Source organism: Oceaniferula spumae, from assembly GCF_042849255.1.
Taxonomy (GTDB): Bacteria; Verrucomicrobiota; Verrucomicrobiia; order Verrucomicrobiales; family Akkermansiaceae; genus Oceaniferula; species Oceaniferula spumae.
Genome location: NZ_AP026866.1, coordinates 2,283,183 through 2,299,865 on the forward strand (window position 1 = coordinate 2,283,183; position 16,683 = coordinate 2,299,865).

Here is a 16,683-nt window from a genome sequence, read left to right on the forward strand (position 1 = left end):
TTAGATCCTAACAACCAGTATTTCCATCAGGACGGCTCTTTTTCAGGCGATCCGCCCACTACAATATTAGGCGAAAAACCGCGAGCAACTTGAATTTCAGTCCCACACCCGCCGACTCTCGGATCGTCCGGAGAGAAAGATGGGCAAAAGAAATCCTCGCGTAGAGGCCAGCCAGCAGGCTTGGCTCCACACGAGGATTAGCAACCAATGAAAAAAAACTTATGGACGCACGGCACTTTTCACCGGTGCTGATGATGCCAGTCTGGCACGTGTATCTGCTGCTCGCTCGCCAGTATTGACGATGCGCATGCCGCAAAATCCATCCGTGCTACGAATGGTAATTTTGGCAGGCCCTACCAATGGCATGGGGTATTTTGAGGTTTCCGCCACAGTGGATGTGCGATCACGATTTTCAGAAAAGCGGAGGAATGCGCACTGTTTGCCAGCGGCGCTGTATGCGATCACTCCAGAGGCGGAATAGATCAGAGCGGTCTCGCCTTTCTCAAGCGTGATCGTATCGCCTGCTCGCGCAAGGGTGGCGTAGCTGTCGGCATTGACTGGTGACAGCGCTGTGAAAGCAGCTGCTGTCGCGACGGCCGCGAACTTCATTCCACGGCTGAATAATTTGGGCATGTTGGAGGGTGTGTATTTCATGTTTCTATATTGTTAGAATTTAAGGGAATACAAATTTAGCTCCAGTCATTGGCACGCTCAATATGTTTACATCTCGTTATGTACCGATGAAATTCAAACGATGTAAAAGGCATATCTTCCAGCCTATGTTCCTCATGGATTGGTGCCCCATCACCATCCTTCATATATCATTCTAAGAGATTGACCTTTCACCTCCATTTCTGATAAACTGATCCTTTCATATCCACAAAATATGCCATGAACAACAACACCCACACCATGACCGCAGCGACTGATTCCAAGTCATAGACACGTGGACTCGTCAATGCGATCGACAGCAGCGAGGCGATATCCCCAATAGAAAAACGTAGAGGCCTAGCTACAGAATTCTAGGAATCGTCCTAGTCACAATCCCCGTATCACCAAACTGTCGGCTCTTTCGTTTCAATGAACCATGCTTCCATACAGGCATGGAACCAAAACAAACATCACGACGCCAGTTCATCAAAGCCGGTGCAGCCACGCTCGGAGCCGCTGGCTTGGCCGCAAAGGCTCACGCCCAAAATCAATCACCATCTACCGATCCACAAAGGGGTGGAAAATACTGGCCCGGCGGTGAACGCCTGGTCATCTCGATCTCAACCCAGTTCGAAGCCGGTGGCGAGCCTGAGTTCAACATGGAGTCTCCATTCTCAGGAAATCCACTGCCCAAACCATACCCAGACCTCCCTGCCAGAACCTGGTTTCAATACGGCTATCGCGAAGGAATCCCACGTTTGTTAGACCTCTGGGATGAATTCAATATCAAGGTCACATCCCACATGGTAGGTGATGCCGTGGTGAAAAATCCGGATCTTGCCAAGGAAATGGTCAGACGTGGTCATGAGGCCGCTGCCCACGGCATGAGCTGGGATAATCAGTTCGATATGAGCCGCGATGAAGAAAAACGCTTCATCGCCAAGGGGGTGGAAGCCGTCGAAAAAGCCACCGGAAAAACCCCACTTGGATATAACTGCAACTGGCTTCGCCGCAGCACCAACACTCTCTCCATTCTCCAAGAGTTGGGCTTTACCTATCACATCGATGATCTTTCACGTGACGAACCGTTCATCGTTCCTGTGAACGATAAACCCTTCGTCATCGTCCCCTACACGCTGCGCTGCAACGACATCGCCCTCATCGAAGGTCGCCACTTTTCCACCGATCAATTTTACCACCAGCTCAAGGACGAGTTCGATCAGCTCTACCGCGAGTCCGCCAAGCGCCGCGTGATGATGTCCATCTCCACTCACGACCGCATAGGCGGAGCTCCGGGAGTGGTCAATGCCATCCGCCGCTTCCTTGAATACGCCACCAAACACGAAGGCCTCAGTTTTAAACGCAAAGACGAAATCGCCCGGATCTCCCTGAAGTCCCCAACCACCATCAAGGAAAAAGTAGCTACCTAGCAATCGCGTGATCTTCCTTGCAGCCACCCGTATTCTGCGGCTAGCTGCTACGTGTGAAAAGGCAGCACATACCTGAAATAGGACTCCACAACCCTGCCGATGAGTTTTCTCGGCAGGGTATCTTTACGCATGGACGCTTCGAGGATAACGTGCGCGAGGCTCCGGTGCGCGCAGGCCTACACCGGCATACATTTCATGAGCTCGCGATCTTCGAGTCAGGCACTGGAACCTACTTGGCAGATTTTGAAACCTATCAGATCGATGCTCCCTGCGCGGTCATCATCCCATCAGGCACTGTGCACCAGTGGCCAGATGCTAAAAACCTAGAGGGTGACATCATCGCTTTCGATCTTGAATTACTCGCCGCCACCGATCGCAGTCGCGGCCCTGCCGCCATCCTCAGGCCTCCCATTCCCACCGTCACTCCCCTCACATCAGGAATCCTGAAAGACTTTGAAGTCCTGCTGAAAAAAATCCGCACCGAGTGGGTGAGCGACTATCCACACCGCCGCCACGTGCTGCGCTCCTGCCTCAGCATTCTGTTAGTCGATCTACTGAGAGAACATCTGCGACTTTCCGATCAACCACATACAGCAGCAGAGCGACTTTACACTGAATTTCTTGATTTATTAGAGCAGTCTTGGAGGAGTAATCCTCCCCCAAAGCAGTTCGCTACCGCTCTCAATGTCTCGACCGACCATCTGGCTGCTACGTTGCGAAAAATCGCTGGAAAAAATACCAGTCAGCTAATTCAGGAACGTATTTTGTTAGAATCCAAACGCCAACTTGCGCACTCCCGTATGAGTGTGTCTGAAATCGCCTACGACATAGGATTTGAGGATCCTTCTTACTTCACCCGTGTGTTCCGTAAAAACGCCGGCATGACACCTAAACAGTTTCGTGAGGAGAGTGATCGCCTGCACGGAGAGTCCTTGGAATCGTCCTAGCGGATCCTAACACAACACCATTGCCAGCTCTCGCGACTGAGTAGTCTATCTGCCAACATCACGGCATGAACAGTCGGTGCATCCTATGATTTATGATCGCAAGAAAACCTGCAACCGCCACCTCATCTGCAGAACGCTCAAACTGATGCCTGGGCGCCCCTAACAATCAATTTTATCATTTCTGGAAATCTTCCCAAATCAGCCTATATTGACACCTATGAAACCAACCGATCAATCACTCTCCTACACTCTCGCGCGCCTGGGTATGGGCGTCAACTTAGCCGCACACGGGCTCGTCCGGCTCCCTAAACTTTCTGAGTTTTCAGCATGGATGGTCGGTTTGTTCGAGAAATCCTCGTTGCCTACCTTTCTGGTCAAACCTTACTCCTACGTGCTTCCCATTGCCGAACTCATCGTTGGCATTTTGCTCATTTTGGGCCTTTACACGCGTCAAACGCTTACCATCGGCTCCTTGATGATCATTTCTCTCATCTTCGGATCCTGCATGATCGAAAACTGGAGTGCAGCAGGCTCGCAGATGATTTATCTGGCCTACATCACCGCCCTGTTAGCATTCCGCGAGAAATACAACAATCTCTCGATCGACGCCAAACGCTCCTAATATAGGTGACCTTGTTAGACAGCTCAGAACCAGCCTTACTTGGTGACGTTGGGCACCGAGAAAGTTGTGGTCGTTCGATGAACGCCAAAGCCTACGTGGCTGATGCTGGTAAAGGACTCGGTGTATGATATTTTTGTGGTTTTACCGTTCACGGTCAGGGCAGCGGTGCGCGCGTCCAGATCGACATTGAGGCTACACGTTACCGTCCCTTTGACTTCGCAGGGCACTGTTGGAGCCGCAGTCCAGTCGGCTTGATTCTCGAATAGAACTATTTTGTTAGACCCCATCCATGATCCGGCCACGATGGCGGAGGTCGCTTGATCGTCACTGGCGACAATCAGGAACCCGTTTTTACTTTTCTCTTGCTCGGCAGGAGTCATGTCCCAAGTGAAAGTCACTTTGCCAGTGGTTAGGGTTTTCTGGAGAGCTTTAAGTGCATACTGGTTTGCGCCATTGGCTGTCACTTTGTAGCTGTCTCCTACTTTGGTCAGGGTAGCAGTTCCCCTGTAGCCATCGGCTTGTTGGCTTGGCTTGGGGGAAATATTTTTGACCGAGGTGATGGGTTTTGTTTTTGGTGTGAAATCTTCACCGGCGATGGGTAGGTTCTCACCTTCGAGACGAAGCACCAGCCCTGGAGCGGAGATATCACCAGGAGTGGCCGCCGAGGTTCCTATTTGATCAATGAGCTTGCCTGGAAGAATCAGACGAGATCCTTCGATACGGACTTCACTCATAATGTCTTTGGCTTCGGTAGCTAACAAATCTTGTGCCCAGACATGTTTGACACCGGAGAGAGAACCGGCGAAATCGAGAACGAGTTCTTGGTAATGCCCGGCGATACCGATGATTTGTTTGGCGTCTTTGATTTTGACGGTGACCTTGGCCCGCGGCTCGAACCATTTATTTTCCGGAGACACACGACCTTCAGTGGCGATACCGGTGGCACCGTTCGGGTAGGTGGTGGTGCAGACGAAAGGGGCTGGACCGTCGATCTCGACGATAGCTAGCGGCATGTTGCGCGCCATGATCGCCGGGGCACTTTGACTGACCATTTTACCGTAGGTATTTTGCGCCCATGTGTCGTATTCAGTGAATTGGCAACGATCGATCAGTTCGTTTTCGGACGCTAGATAACTCCCTTCTCCCGCCGGAAATGCCGGAGCCAGACGAGACCATCGGCCAAAACGCTGAGCCTCATCGATCCGCTTCTGCATCGCACGCGGGCCTGCAAGCTGGTGATGAAGATCACGACCTTTGTATGTGCGCTCATTGAAGTTCGGGTGACGTTTACTCGCAACCAGAACACCCAATCCGATAGCGGTATTGCAGTCATCTTGAACGTTGAGAATGGAACGGTATTGCGGTTGCTGTTGGCTTTGTTTGAGAATGTCGTGAACGCGGCGCAGAGTCGTGGAGGTCATCAGTAGAGGCGATGAGTCGTAGGTGCGGAAAACGTCAGAATTCTTGAGACAATTGAGCATCGGTTTTTGCAAGCTGCCTCCGATTTCATACACCGAGGGATAGCTTGGCTGCTTTTGATTCCACTTCGGATTGATATTCCCCCCGGCTCCGGTGACGTATTCGAGCACCAGTTCAGGAAAGATTTCTTGTTTGGCTTTGAAGCAGTAAAACGCGGAAGTATCGCCGCCGTCGATTTTCCAATAGTGGATGCCTGCGTATTTTGACCACTGCACAAATGTCCGGGCTTGTTCCTCTGTGACATTACCACGCATCCAGATACCCAGAGAGTTCCAACCGAGCTTTTTGATATCGGCGTTGAATTGTTTCAGCCGCTCCTTGGGTTCGAGTTTTGCGTAGCGGGGGAAATCCTCTTCATCCATCACGAGGTTGAAGGCTGTGTCCCCACCGGCGATACGCTTGTTCGGATCCTTGGTCTGCCAACCGTGATCGATGAGAAAAATATAGTCTTCTCGACCTCGCGGAAGGTAGCTCACCGCCCACCCGTCCTTCTGGTTGAACGTCGCGTGCTCGTTGATTTCGTCACGGGCAGCCGCCCCCTTCACCCCCTTGAGCGTCTTGAGATCCGTGCCGTGGCCGATCCAGTAGTTCTGAGAATACCAGGTGCACCAGTAGTTAGGCTCGGTGGAGGGTTCAGTTGGAACAAGGTTCGGCGCCGCATTGACGCTCATCGCAGTGTTCCAGATTAAGAGAGAGACAACGGCACAACAGTAGTGGCTGATTTTACGAAGAGTAGGCATTGATCAATGAGTTCAGGGCATCTTTGAAATGCAGATACTGGATGAGTCTCTACAATTTTTCAAACCTTGAAACGCCTGCCCTCAATCACGGAACCGTCCTACTCTCTGAATCCCTGGCACCAGTCGCTGGGCTGGTGCTTTTTTCAGATTTCCATCACTCTAACTCCAATTGATAACTTTCCATGCCCCTCATCAGTTAGGTAGATCAAAGAGGACCTCTAATGCGACAGAAATACGACTCGGTAAAAACGTCGGTCGAAGCCGATCATTCCCTCAATATGCGTGTAGGATGTATGCTCTCCGGGTGAACCTGTCACCATCGCCACTTGTTCCCATTCTGGGTCAAGATCATCATTCGCCTCGATCCGATAGCTGGCTCCCGCGATGGAGTTCCATTCCAAGGTTATATCACCATCCGTATCGGCCGAGATAGTGTTCACTTTGAACGGTAAAACTTCCACGGTAAGTTCCAGTGCACCCTCTCCAGAGGTTTTAATGCCCAAACCATTGTTGGATGTATCACTTGAGAGTTGAAAAAGTATTCCGTAATTCTGCCACACGCCGTCCGTCCAATTACGCACTATGGTTGTGACATCAACGGAGTAATCCTTGGTGTGATTTGAGTCCTCAAGGTTTGTGATTATACTGCCTCCACTGACAACTTCACCGTATATAGCAGGACTGTAAGTAGGGGCCGGAGGCCCTGTTTCAGCCCAATTAACAGCAAGTGCTGATAACTGAATATCCACAGCTCCTCCCTCGTTCAGGGAGTGGCCATTGAAGTTGAGAGAGGCACTGATAATGGGATGTCCAGTTAAGGCTGACAAATTAAAGCGGGTGTATGCGGAAACTCTGTGTGTGGCGTCGACACCATTGCCTCTGACAAACAGGGGTGTAGTGTAGGGATTTGCAACTCCGTCATTGATAGTGCCTGCAGTAAATTTTTCATCGTTGTTACTTCCGTTCGACGTCGCATCCACAGTGCCGTTGCTATCGACCGTTTGTCCGGCTGTCGATACCAGCGTGACTACCTCGTGAACTCTTAGATCTGTGTAGCTCACACTGAGTTGGTTGGACTGCCCGTTGGGATTGCCATAGGCATCAATGGCGCATCCTTCAGGGAGGTCGATTGTCACCGCGCCACTCAAGCCCGGTGTAATGGTCACGGTCCAAGTGGTGCCGCTGCCGGAAAGTCCGGAGGCGGTGCCGTTGGAAACCACAAACTCATTGGCATGCAGTTGGGTCACGGCTTCGTTGAAGGTGGCGGTGACCACGAAAGGAGCGTCCACCGTGCCGGAGGGTGTGCTGAGCACGACGGTGGGCTGGGAGGAATGCACATAAGGCGTGTCGGGTGACAGGGTGGCGTTCCAAGCGTTGAACTCCGCTAACATGGTATTGTAAATATTCTGAACAGCCTGCGGTTTTGTGCCCACGTTGGCGGCTGTGGCGAGTGCGCTTTGTTCGGGTTCTTCTCCTGCCGGAATGTTGATGAGATCATAGAGTTCCCAGCCGCTGCCGTCGTTGATAAGTTTGTATTGTTGGTTCACCCAGGAATGATCTCCGCTGAATTTGAAGCCGATCGGTTTGGTGCGTTCTGTGGCAGTGCCCTCGATGAACGGCCGCAGCGAGATGCCGTCGAGCGGTTTCTGATTCGGCACACTGAGCTCCAGATAATCGAGAATGGTCGGGTAGTAGTCGCTGGTGCTGGCCGGCACGTTGGTCGTTATACCTGAAGTGATGACATCCGGCCACTCTAGGATGCCTGGCACACGCAGTCCGCCTTCATGCAGGCTGCGCTTTCGTTCAAGGAGGCGTCCGGAACGAATCGATCTCACCGTATCGGTTTCGTTGGCTGAGTCTTGACCGTCTTCCGGACCGTTGTCGCTGGTCACCCACAGCATGGTGTTGCCCCGCACGCCGAGGGTGGTCAGCTCGTCCCGTAAGCGGCCCAAGGCGGTGTCGAGATCTTCGATGGAGTCCTTCACCGTGTCGGGGGAGTCCACCGCGCTGGTGCCATCCGGGTCAGTGGTCGGTTTATGCGGAGTGTGGAACCAGACCACCACGAAAAACGGTTTTCCCTGGGCGACAGCACCCTGGATGAAAGGGATCGCCTGATCGACGATGAGCTTTGAGTCATCGCCATCGAAGGCGTCATTGACTTCGTTGACGGGAACCGCATCACCCTCGCCCGAGGTCTCGTTCCATGCTGCAGGCATGCGCCAATAGCGGCTTCCATAGAAATTTGAATCAGAGAAACTAGTGGGTAGAGCGGCGCTGTTGTTCGCTTTCCGATAGGGGTGATAGGTCGGCACTTTTGATTCCGTTACGTAACAAACATCATAGCCATGGTGCCACGGGGCAGAATATTCATTTTCAGAACCTGGCCCTCCGCGGTTGGCATCGTTTGTCAACGTGGTCAGCACGCCGAGGTGCCATTTGCCGAAGTGACCGCAGGTGTATCCGGCGCCCGCCAGCACTTCAGAGAGCGGGGTTTCATCGAATTCCATCCTACCTGAGTTCGCCGTTGGTACCCCTGCACGAAACGGATTCCGGCCGAGCAAGCAACTGGCACGGGTGGGGGAGCACACTGCCGAGGCGGCATAGAAACGGTCGAAGCGCAAGCCGTTGGCCGCCATCGTGTCCATCGTGGGCGTGCTGATCCAGCCCTGGTCAGGGTGCGGGGTGCCGTCTGCGTAGGTGACCGTGGTGCTGTTATACCCTGGATCTCCCCAGCCCATGTCATCGGCCATGACCAGAATGATATTCGGACGCGGCGCGGCGTCGGCATGGCCGCAAGACAGGGTCAAGGCCAGGAGAAATGGGAGTGACTTTTTCATTGGTCAGGGAGAAGAGTTTGTTGGAAAAAGATACGGAATGTTTGAATTTAGAGAGTAAAAAACCCCAACCAGTTGCCCGGTCGAGGTCTTTGGGGTTCTTTGCGAATCAAGTTGAATTTACTTGCGGCGGCGCAGGATCAGCGCGAGTCCGCCGAGGCCGAGCAGGGCTGTGGTGGAGGGCTCGGGAACGGCGGTCACTACCAAATTATCAAAGGCAAAGCTATCACCGGCAGCATCAGCTGCGCCGACAATGCCCAGACGCCAAGCGTAATGATCAAAGCCGGTTCCTAAATCCGCTGTGCCTATGTTAACTGTTTCCCACGCGCCCACGGTCGTGGTGTCGAGCTCGACATCAAATATTTCAGTGGCATCACCCAGTGACGTAGTGTTCCAAGAATCAGCATTACCGGACGTGCTGCCTCCCAATGAGAGGGAGACACCGGTTTGACCATCGTTCCAGCCGTATAATTCAAGGCTGATAAACTGGCTTGCCTGGTCAAGTCTGAGATCGAGGGTGGCAGAGATGAGGCCTGTGGTGGCCATGGAGTCATCTGCAAAAAACAACACGCCGCGAGGGTTGCCGTTGCTAGCTGTTGTTCCTTCCTGGATGAAACCTCCGGTGCCCCCATTACCGCCTGTGGTACTGTGAATAAAGCCCCTGGACAATGAGGTGTCCAGCCATACTCCTGCATCTCGTCCAGTATCACCACTGCCACCAGTGCCGGAAGAGATGACATTGTTCGATGCGTCCAAGCTATATGTGGCGGTTCCTGACGCATCCGAATACTCCGCAACCGCGACCTCGAGGTCGCCATTGGCGATGAGCGCTGCATGGGCTGCCGGAATGGCAGCGGAGGATATCAGTAACGATGATAATAATTTGATGTTCATAAATTTGGTTTGTATTTGTCGCATGTCCGCTATTCTAGAATCAAGCCGCTATTTCAGCAGTATAAAGGCACAGCTGGCATGCATACTCCACAACGCATAAGGCTCCCAAATTAGGACATCCTTTCTGAAAAAATTTATCGCGCAGCAGTGATAATCCGGATTTGGTCCAATCCGTGACCTACTTTGAGACTGAAAAATAAAGTCTTTCCGCCGTTGCCCACTTTGATGATGTCGCTGACTTTTTGACCGCGTGCACTCTCTTCCCAAGCGTGGAATGGTTCCAAACCTCTGCCCGGATCAGATTCTGTCCGAGGATAGTCGGCCAGTTTTTTCTCGGTGGCATCGAGCAGCTTAGAGGATGTAATTACAGCTTTGATTGGATGCCGGAAGGTGATTTTTCCCGCAAAAGAGCCAGAACCGCGACTTTCAACACGGGTGGAAGGGCTGGCGTGCAGGAGATAGCTCCTGCACTCTTCTTTTGTTACCCATGACTTCTCAGCGGATTGAACGCTCTCGCCCTCCAGGGTGCCGACACCGATCTGGGTGACTTTGATTCTCTGTCCTTTGCTTAAGTGCCGCTCCGGAATTAAGTAGGCTGTGCCATCCGCTTCTTTCTCCATCAATCCAAATTCAATGTCCGAGGGAAACAGCAGGGTCGCGCCCTTCATGGTATTGATGCCTATTGCCGCCATCAAAGACTTTTGGAAAGGCGATCGATCATTCGTGGTCATCGGTTGGATACCGGAGAAGCTCATGGCTGGCGAATAACTCCCGGCCGCAATCATCATGGTTGGCTGGTTCGCTGAACCAAGCTCGACCGAGCCTTGAAAGACACAGACTTTTGCCTCTTTGTCAGACCCGCTCTTGACACCAAACGATTTACCTCGGCTGACGATCCTTTTCCCACCGGTATTCACCGTCAGATTTTTACCATCTCCGTTCACTGCCACTAAGTCGCCTTCAGATAGCTCGATCACATTGTTCTTGTTCACATCAAACACGGCCGGCCCTTTGATCGTAGCCTGAGTGCCGTCATGAAACCCGAGAGTTACCATGCCGGATTTGAGAGTCCACGGTCCATTAGTCAAAATCTGGTTGAGCCTAGGTTTCCTGACTCCGATCCCGGTGGACCAAACAGCATCCTTCGCATAGGTAAGCGTGGCGAACTGATCTCTCACTTGAGAGCCGGTAGCAGTCGCAGTTGTCTCCTCAGATGGCTCAGGATGAGTCAACTTCGCGATCATCAGACACAAGAGCAGCACAGCAGCAGCCGAGAGGCCTATCGCGGAGATTTTGGACCAGCGACCCTGGCGTGATTTCACCGTGATCTCGGAGAGCGGCAGGGCATTTTTAACCAACCTATTTTGACGGGCCACGTTCACAATCCGCTGGCTCTGCTCAAAATACCCGATCAACGCCTTCCTCTTATCCTCACTCGCGAGCATTTCATTATTGAGAGCCGCCACTTCCTCGGCACTACATTCTCCAGCCTCCAAGCGGATCAGCCGCTCGAGGAAGACGTCGTCGTTGAATGTATTACGCGCCATGATGGGGAGAGTTAGGTTCTGTTTTCCATGCATGACTTTAGCGTGGAATTGGCGCGGGTTAATGTTTTATAAACAGCGGTCACCTTCTGGTCGACCATTGCGGCGATTTCGTTAGGCTTTCTGCCATCACCATAACGCATATCTAATAAGGCCCTTGTTCGCTTGGTGAGTTTTGCAAGACAATATTCCAGATTTTTATACACAGCTTGTTGCCCATCATCCTGCTGGGCATGATAAGTGACCCCCATCCATTCATCACTGAGCCGGTCCAGCAGCTCAGGCGAGAACATGGCAACTTCTCTCCGAGTTTTCCTCAGGTAATCGATTGCTTTGTTTCTCGCAGCCTTCATTGCCCAGCGCACGGTGCCCTCTGCGGAGTCAAATTCAGCGCTCATTTTGACAGCACGCACACAGACATCTTGAAAAATATCTTCAGCGAGTTGCATGTCCTGCACGATGACGCGGGCATAAGCAATGATGTGCGATTGCTTTTCTAACAACCATTTTGCCACATCCTCCGGGGATGGTACGGCTAAAATTTGATGTGGGTTTTCCATATCAGTAGAGACCAATGTACGTCAGAAGTTAGACCAAGCTGCCGATCACAGTATAGCACAACGCTATGCGCCTAATAATCAACTGTCAATATTACACACCGTTTTCGAGTGCTGACTCCAAGGGGATGTCATGTACGCCTATCCTCAAATCACAGCAAAGCCAGACCACCGCAGCGTAGTCAGGCTTTAGAAAGTAGCCGTTTAAGTATGACGGGGACAAGTTACCAACGGCGGCGCAGTATCAGCGCGAGTCCTCCGAGACCTAGAAGGGCTGTGGTGGATGGCTCGGGAATAGCCTGAAGGGAGTAGGCATTAAACTCGGAGATCGTGTTGCCCGATGTATTGTCGGACTGCATAAAAAGGGCGGCGTAGGCGTTAGTCCCGAACAGGTTGCTGACGCCGGTATTGTTGCCCGAACCAGGGTTGTTGCGACCGGTGGTCATGTCGTTGAAAGTGTCGCCGTCCGTGTCGATGACTGTGCCGTTAGAGCCGGTGGCTCCGACGGAGCCGGAGAAATCAGACGAGGCGATGACGACAGCCAAAGCGGGCTGCGCCACTACAATAGTAGCTGCTAGAGTGAGGAGAGGTAGTTTGATCTTCATTATTCTATGCGTTTACCACGGTTTATTCTATGGGTTACATTTACAGTCGAGGATAACTACGGCGGCGGTGACAAGGAGAAATTCCATCACCGAAACCAAGTATGACATCTTCGACACTCATCCCGAATCCGTGCAGTAAATCTACCAACGACGCAGCTACGGTCTGTTTATTAGATGGGTAAACTCGGCTGCTCGCATTTGTTCAGTTGTGAAGTTCACTTCACCGTTTCCAACAGTTTACTCAGAGCTAGCTGCAGTTGATTGGCAGTGGCTATCTTTTTGGGGTCGTCGTACCCAAGCCAGAGCACGGTGACCGCTTCCGGCTTGAATGCAACTGCCCAACCGTCGCGACGGGAGCTTGTACAGGTGACTAGTTTGCCGCCGTCTTTTTTCAGGCTATCTAGAGCTTCTTTCGATGCGGCTTTGGACAGTGCCTTGGTGCCAGACATACCGGCTTCGTAGAGGACTCGACCGGCGCTATCGGTAATCGCCGTGATCAGGTGTGGCTCCGGTCGTTCTCCTTGCTGCACGATGGCAGAGGCTGCACAAGCTACTTCCATCGGGCTGGCGGCGATGGCACCGCGGTATAGGTCCTCAGTTTTCTGAAACGGCCCGCCAAATCCGAGACGATGACTCAGGCGAAGAGTCTCCTCCACTCCGAGCTGGCGCCCGGTTTGCACCGGATTTCCCGAGACGACTACCTTACTGCGCTCCAAAGCCATGGCTTCGAGGAAAGGTGTGAAAGCTGGGCCCAGATCACGCTTGGCTAACCAAGCTCGGTTAAACGGTGACTCTTCATAATCACGACCACCACAGATCGCGAGAATACCTCCGGTGCCGGGGTCGATCACCACCAGTGCAGCTTGAAGGTCTGCGGCGTCTTGGATGGATTGGATCGGAGCCTTAAGAACTGCCGAGCTACGGGTCTGTAGTGCGGTGTCGAGAGTGGTGTGGATTTTCAGACCTCCGCTGCGGATGTCGTGCTGATCGAGGATCGACTGCAGTCTGAGGCGGATGCTTTCACGTGCGTAGGAGCTGTTCCGGTGACGATCCTCTTGTGAAGCCAGACGAATAGGATCCTGCAAAGCTTTCTCCTTTTCCTCCTCTGTTAGAAAACCACATACCTGCATGCGCTCGAGCACCTCGTCTCGCTGGGCTTTGGCGCCCTCCAAGTTTCTAAACGGAGAAAACAAATGCGGTCCACGGATGATCCCAACAATCATAGCGCATTCACCGGTGTTCAGCTCGGAAGTGGGGCGTTCGAAATAGGTCTGCGCTGCCTCTTCGACTCCATGGCAGCCAGCTCCGAAATAAATGCGGTTCAAGTAGTGCGCCAGGATTTCATCCTTCTTGTAGTGGTTTTCAATGCGTAGAGTAATGGCGATTTCCAGAAACTTGCGGTGCAGGGATTTTGCCCGCATTTCAAAGCTGTTTCGCGCAAGCTGCATGGTCAGAGTGGAAGCTCCTTGGGTAAAAGACCGGTCCTTGATGTTGCGAAGAGTGGCACGGGCCAGCCCTTTGACATCAACGCCACAGTGATCGTAGAAGCGAAGATCCTCACGTGCTCGCAATGCCTCTACCATCACATCCGGAATCTCCTCCCGGGTAATCAAGCGGCGTCGTTCACCGTGAACATTCCCGAAAACCTCGCCGTTGCGATCCAAGATCACGGAGCGCTCGGGCATGCGTGCGACATCATTGAGATTGTATTGCAGCGCGAGGTAAAAATAGAACAGCACCACTGCTAACAGAATGGCCGACGAGATAAGTCCCCATTTCACCAACCAGCGCAAAGGACGGTGCAGCCTTTCCGGCACCCAGGCCGGTAGTCGGGATGATTGATTGGCAGGCTTCCAGCTCATGGTTGCGCTCAAGTCTTGTGGTCCCGACTCCAGATACCGGAGTCAAGCACTGGGCTATTCCACCGGCACAGCACGCGGTGGACGGTTTTCATCCACGGGCACGGCTTTGAGCGGTTGGCGTGGCTGCTGACCGCTGCGGCCAGCGGGTACGGCGCGTAAAGGGTGAATGGTGCAGTAGTCGTTAGCCGCCGGCAGAATGTCTGCGGGGACTTCGGCATTGTAAGCGGCGTTGTGCGCCTCACAACCGTTAGTCGCACGCTTGGCGGACCATCGGCATAATCTGGCCGTTTGCAGTCGTAGCGGTTTAAACTTCGGTGTGGCATAACCCAGGCGAGATGAAATCTGCATGACGTCTGTCCAGATCGGAGCTGCCAAAGTCGATCCATATCCCCGGTTGATGATTTTCTGCGGCTTGTCCATCCCCACCCACACAGCACAGGTCAGGGTGCCAGTATAACCTGCAAACCAAGCGTCTTTGTAATCGTCTGTGGTGCCGGTCTTGCCGCCACACGGTGCCTTGTAGCCGAGAGATCTGACTTTACGGCCGGTGCCGCGATCGACCACTTGCTGCAGAATGTTAGATACGCTCCAGGTAGCACCAGGCTCCGCCGCGCTGACGACCAGTTTCCCAGAATCACCTTTGCCCGGATAGACGCGTTCACCTTCAGCATTGCGGATTTCCTGAATGATATAGGGACGATACCAGTCGCCGTTGTTAGGGAACACAGTATAGGCACTGGCCACCTGCCATGGTGTCGCCTCCCAAGAACCAAGGAATGACGAAGGTGTTAGCGGAATACCATCGATGAAACCAACATCGATGGCTGTCCGGTTGACGTTTTTCAGTCCTGCAAAATTACCCACCCGAGCAGAGGATGTATTTCTCGATCTAACAAGCGCATTTTCGGCGGTGATGTAATCGCCAAATTTGCCATCGGAATTGTGTAAATTCCAAGTGCCGGACATACCGTCGATTTCTCCCGGGCGGATGCGACTGTCGCGGATCCATGTTTGCGGCAGCATGCCTTGATTAAAAGCTGTTAGGTAAACAAAGGGTTTGAAAACCGAGCCAATCTGACGCTCTGCCTGGATCGCGCGGTTATATTTCGATTCATCGGCATTGCGGCCACCGACTACGGAGAGCACGGCACCACTGCGGTTTTCAATCACCACACAAGCACCTTGCAGATAAGCGGGTTCTCCCTTTTTGCCATCTGGGAGAGCCTGCCATTGTTTGCGCGTCTGATGGTTGTAACCGGACATTTTTTCCACCTTGGCTAGGTTACGTTCCATGGAAAGTTCCGCAGCACGCTGGATGGTGTGATCGATGGTGGTAATGACTGTTAGACCACCTTCTTCGATATTGTGTTCTTCAAGAATGCGATCGAGCTCACGACGCACGGAGTCCATGACATATGTATCCTGAATCACCCGGCGGTTTTTAGGTCTGATCTTCAGCTTCTGCTTCTTCGCCTCATCCGCTTGTTCTTGGGTGATGTGGCCATAGAGCACCATACGACCTAGGGTAACGTCTCTCTCATGGGTCGCCTTCTCGATGTCTTTGAATGGGGAAAAGGCGTTAGGCCCTCGGATGATTCCCGCCAGCATCGCTGCCTCCGACAAGGTGAGCTTATTGGCCGGCTTTTCAAAATAGGTACGCGACGCAGCCTCAATACCACGGATCGAGTGACCCCAGAAAATGCGGTTCATGTAATGCTGGAGGATCTCATCTTTTTCGTATTTCCTCTCGATGCGGAAGGCGACAGCCATCTCTAACAATTTCTGATCAACCAGTTTTACTTTGGACGGTTTGGGACCGGTGTCGGGGGGGAAGTAGGTATTTTCCGCTAGCTGAATGCTCAGTGTCGAACCACCTTGGGCGAGACGTTTCCGGCGGATATTTTCCTTAAAAGCACGGACCAAACTACGAATGTCAATGGCCCCATGATCGTAGAACCGAGCATCCTCTCGTGAAATCAGGGCATCTCGGAAGTAAGGCGAAACATCGTCGAAATCGATCAGATAACGGTTGTCACCATGCAACCTGCCAAGCTCGACCTTTCCATCCCGAGCATAGACTAGGGTGCGCGCCGGCATTTCGGCTACTTTATCCAGATTATACTTGGAGGCTCTGGCAAAGTAGACCAGAGCCAGCAAAGCCAGAAAACAGGCCCCGATTACAGCGAGAGAACCGACAACGCGTGCCGGCCATTTTACCGCAGCATTCCAGTTCCGGGTGATGCGCCCGACCAATAAAAAGGGCCAAAATAAGATTTTGAAAAGCAAGCTCCGCTGTTTGGGGGCTGCTTTTCCGCTACGGCGACCAGCTTTTCCAGTTGTCTTGGCAGACTTCCGGCGGGTGGAGCTACGCGGGGGACGGAGTCTGCCTCCCTTGGAACGTGAATTTGATTTTTGGCCAGCCATGGTTGATGTGAAATGTTGTCCTTTCCTGCTATCTTATAATCGCTGGCACTGAATTACCCAGCCGTTGGATCGCTTATGGGGCGCAGCTTATTTT

General features: G+C 52.7%; 12 protein-coding genes. 3 read left to right on the plus strand and 9 right to left on the minus strand.

Going from position 1 to position 16,683, the window contains the following annotated elements; all coding sequences use genetic code 11:
* Positions 1-219: 219 nt before the first annotated feature.
* The gene (locus ACSPJT_RS09460) at positions 220-654 is read right to left on the minus strand and encodes a hypothetical protein (protein ID WP_435896134.1); all 435 of its coding nucleotides are present in this window, start codon (positions 652-654) and stop codon (positions 220-222) included.
* 449 nt (positions 655-1,103) lie between these two features.
* On the opposite strand from ACSPJT_RS09460, the gene ACSPJT_RS09465 reads away from it, so the two are divergent.
* The 3 genes from ACSPJT_RS09465 to ACSPJT_RS09475 all read left to right on the plus strand — a co-directional run bounded on the left by ACSPJT_RS09465 (position 1,104) and on the right by ACSPJT_RS09475 (position 3,650).
* Positions 1,104-2,081, plus strand: a complete 978-nt coding sequence (locus ACSPJT_RS09465) for a polysaccharide deacetylase family protein (protein ID WP_435896135.1) — start codon at positions 1,104-1,106, stop codon at positions 2,079-2,081.
* Positions 2,082-2,134: 53 nt separating this feature from the next.
* Entirely contained in the window at positions 2,135-3,028 is an 894-nt protein-coding gene (locus ACSPJT_RS09470; protein WP_435896136.1) for a helix-turn-helix domain-containing protein, read from the plus strand.
* Between the two features lie 217 nt (positions 3,029-3,245).
* On the plus strand, positions 3,246-3,650 hold the full coding sequence (locus ACSPJT_RS09475; protein ID WP_435896137.1) for a DoxX family protein: 405 nt from the start codon (positions 3,246-3,248) through the stop codon (positions 3,648-3,650).
* Between the two features lie 35 nt (positions 3,651-3,685).
* Here the strand turns inward: ACSPJT_RS09475 and ACSPJT_RS09480 are convergent, their stop codons facing one another.
* From ACSPJT_RS09480 to ACSPJT_RS09515, 8 genes are all read right to left on the minus strand, one after another.
* Positions 3,686-5,869: a hypothetical protein gene (locus ACSPJT_RS09480; RefSeq protein WP_435896138.1), complete on the minus strand. Its 2,184-nt coding sequence runs from the start codon at positions 5,867-5,869 to the stop codon at positions 3,686-3,688.
* A 218-nt stretch (positions 5,870-6,087) separates the two neighbouring features.
* Positions 6,088-8,706 (minus strand): sulfatase-like hydrolase/transferase, encoded by a 2,619-nt coding sequence (locus ACSPJT_RS09485; RefSeq protein ID WP_435896139.1) that lies wholly within the window; start codon positions 8,704-8,706, stop codon positions 6,088-6,090.
* Between the two features lie 117 nt (positions 8,707-8,823).
* Positions 8,824-9,597, minus strand: coding sequence for a PEP-CTERM sorting domain-containing protein (locus tag ACSPJT_RS09490; RefSeq protein ID WP_435896140.1), 774 nt, complete (start codon positions 9,595-9,597; stop codon positions 8,824-8,826).
* Between the two features lie 134 nt (positions 9,598-9,731).
* Positions 9,732-11,144, minus strand: coding sequence for a FecR domain-containing protein (locus ACSPJT_RS09495; RefSeq protein WP_435896141.1), 1,413 nt, complete (start codon positions 11,142-11,144; stop codon positions 9,732-9,734).
* Positions 11,145-11,155: 11 nt separating this feature from the next.
* Positions 11,156-11,701, minus strand: coding sequence for a sigma-70 family RNA polymerase sigma factor (locus tag ACSPJT_RS09500; protein WP_435896142.1), 546 nt, complete (start codon positions 11,699-11,701; stop codon positions 11,156-11,158).
* Positions 11,702-11,922: 221 nt separating this feature from the next.
* Positions 11,923-12,303: a PEP-CTERM sorting domain-containing protein gene (locus ACSPJT_RS09505; protein WP_435896143.1), complete on the minus strand. Its 381-nt coding sequence runs from the start codon at positions 12,301-12,303 to the stop codon at positions 11,923-11,925.
* 215 nt (positions 12,304-12,518) lie between these two features.
* The gene (locus tag ACSPJT_RS09510) at positions 12,519-14,165 is read right to left on the minus strand and encodes a transglycosylase domain-containing protein (protein WP_435896144.1); all 1,647 of its coding nucleotides are present in this window, start codon (positions 14,163-14,165) and stop codon (positions 12,519-12,521) included.
* A gap of 54 nt (positions 14,166-14,219) precedes the next feature.
* Entirely contained in the window at positions 14,220-16,589 is a 2,370-nt protein-coding gene (locus tag ACSPJT_RS09515) for a transglycosylase domain-containing protein (RefSeq protein ID WP_435896145.1), read from the minus strand.
* Positions 16,590-16,683: the final 94 nt, after the last annotated feature.

What these genes read in the sequence shown, in the direction of transcription:
- ACSPJT_RS09460 (WP_435896134.1), bottom strand. Translation starts at nt 654, where the DNA reads ATGAAATACACACCCTCCAACATGCCCAAATTATTCAGCCGTGGAATG.
- ACSPJT_RS09465 (WP_435896135.1), top strand. Translation starts at nt 1,104, where the DNA reads ATGGAACCAAAACAAACATCACGACGCCAGTTCATCAAAGCCGGTGCA.
- ACSPJT_RS09475 (WP_435896137.1), top strand. Translation starts at nt 3,246, where the DNA reads ATGAAACCAACCGATCAATCACTCTCCTACACTCTCGCGCGCCTGGGT.
- ACSPJT_RS09480 (WP_435896138.1), bottom strand. Translation starts at nt 5,869, where the DNA reads ATGCCTACTCTTCGTAAAATCAGCCACTACTGTTGTGCCGTTGTCTCT.
- ACSPJT_RS09485 (WP_435896139.1), bottom strand. Translation starts at nt 8,706, where the DNA reads ATGAAAAAGTCACTCCCATTTCTCCTGGCCTTGACCCTGTCTTGCGGC.
- ACSPJT_RS09490 (WP_435896140.1), bottom strand. Translation starts at nt 9,597, where the DNA reads ATGAACATCAAATTATTATCATCGTTACTGATATCCTCCGCTGCCATT.
- ACSPJT_RS09495 (WP_435896141.1), bottom strand. Translation starts at nt 11,144, where the DNA reads ATGGCGCGTAATACATTCAACGACGACGTCTTCCTCGAGCGGCTGATC.
- ACSPJT_RS09500 (WP_435896142.1), bottom strand. Translation starts at nt 11,701, where the DNA reads ATGGAAAACCCACATCAAATTTTAGCCGTACCATCCCCGGAGGATGTG.
- ACSPJT_RS09505 (WP_435896143.1), bottom strand. Translation starts at nt 12,303, where the DNA reads ATGAAGATCAAACTACCTCTCCTCACTCTAGCAGCTACTATTGTAGTG.
- ACSPJT_RS09510 (WP_435896144.1), bottom strand. Translation starts at nt 14,165, where the DNA reads ATGAGCTGGAAGCCTGCCAATCAATCATCCCGACTACCGGCCTGGGTG.
- ACSPJT_RS09515 (WP_435896145.1), bottom strand. Translation starts at nt 16,589, where the DNA reads ATGGCTGGCCAAAAATCAAATTCACGTTCCAAGGGAGGCAGACTCCGT.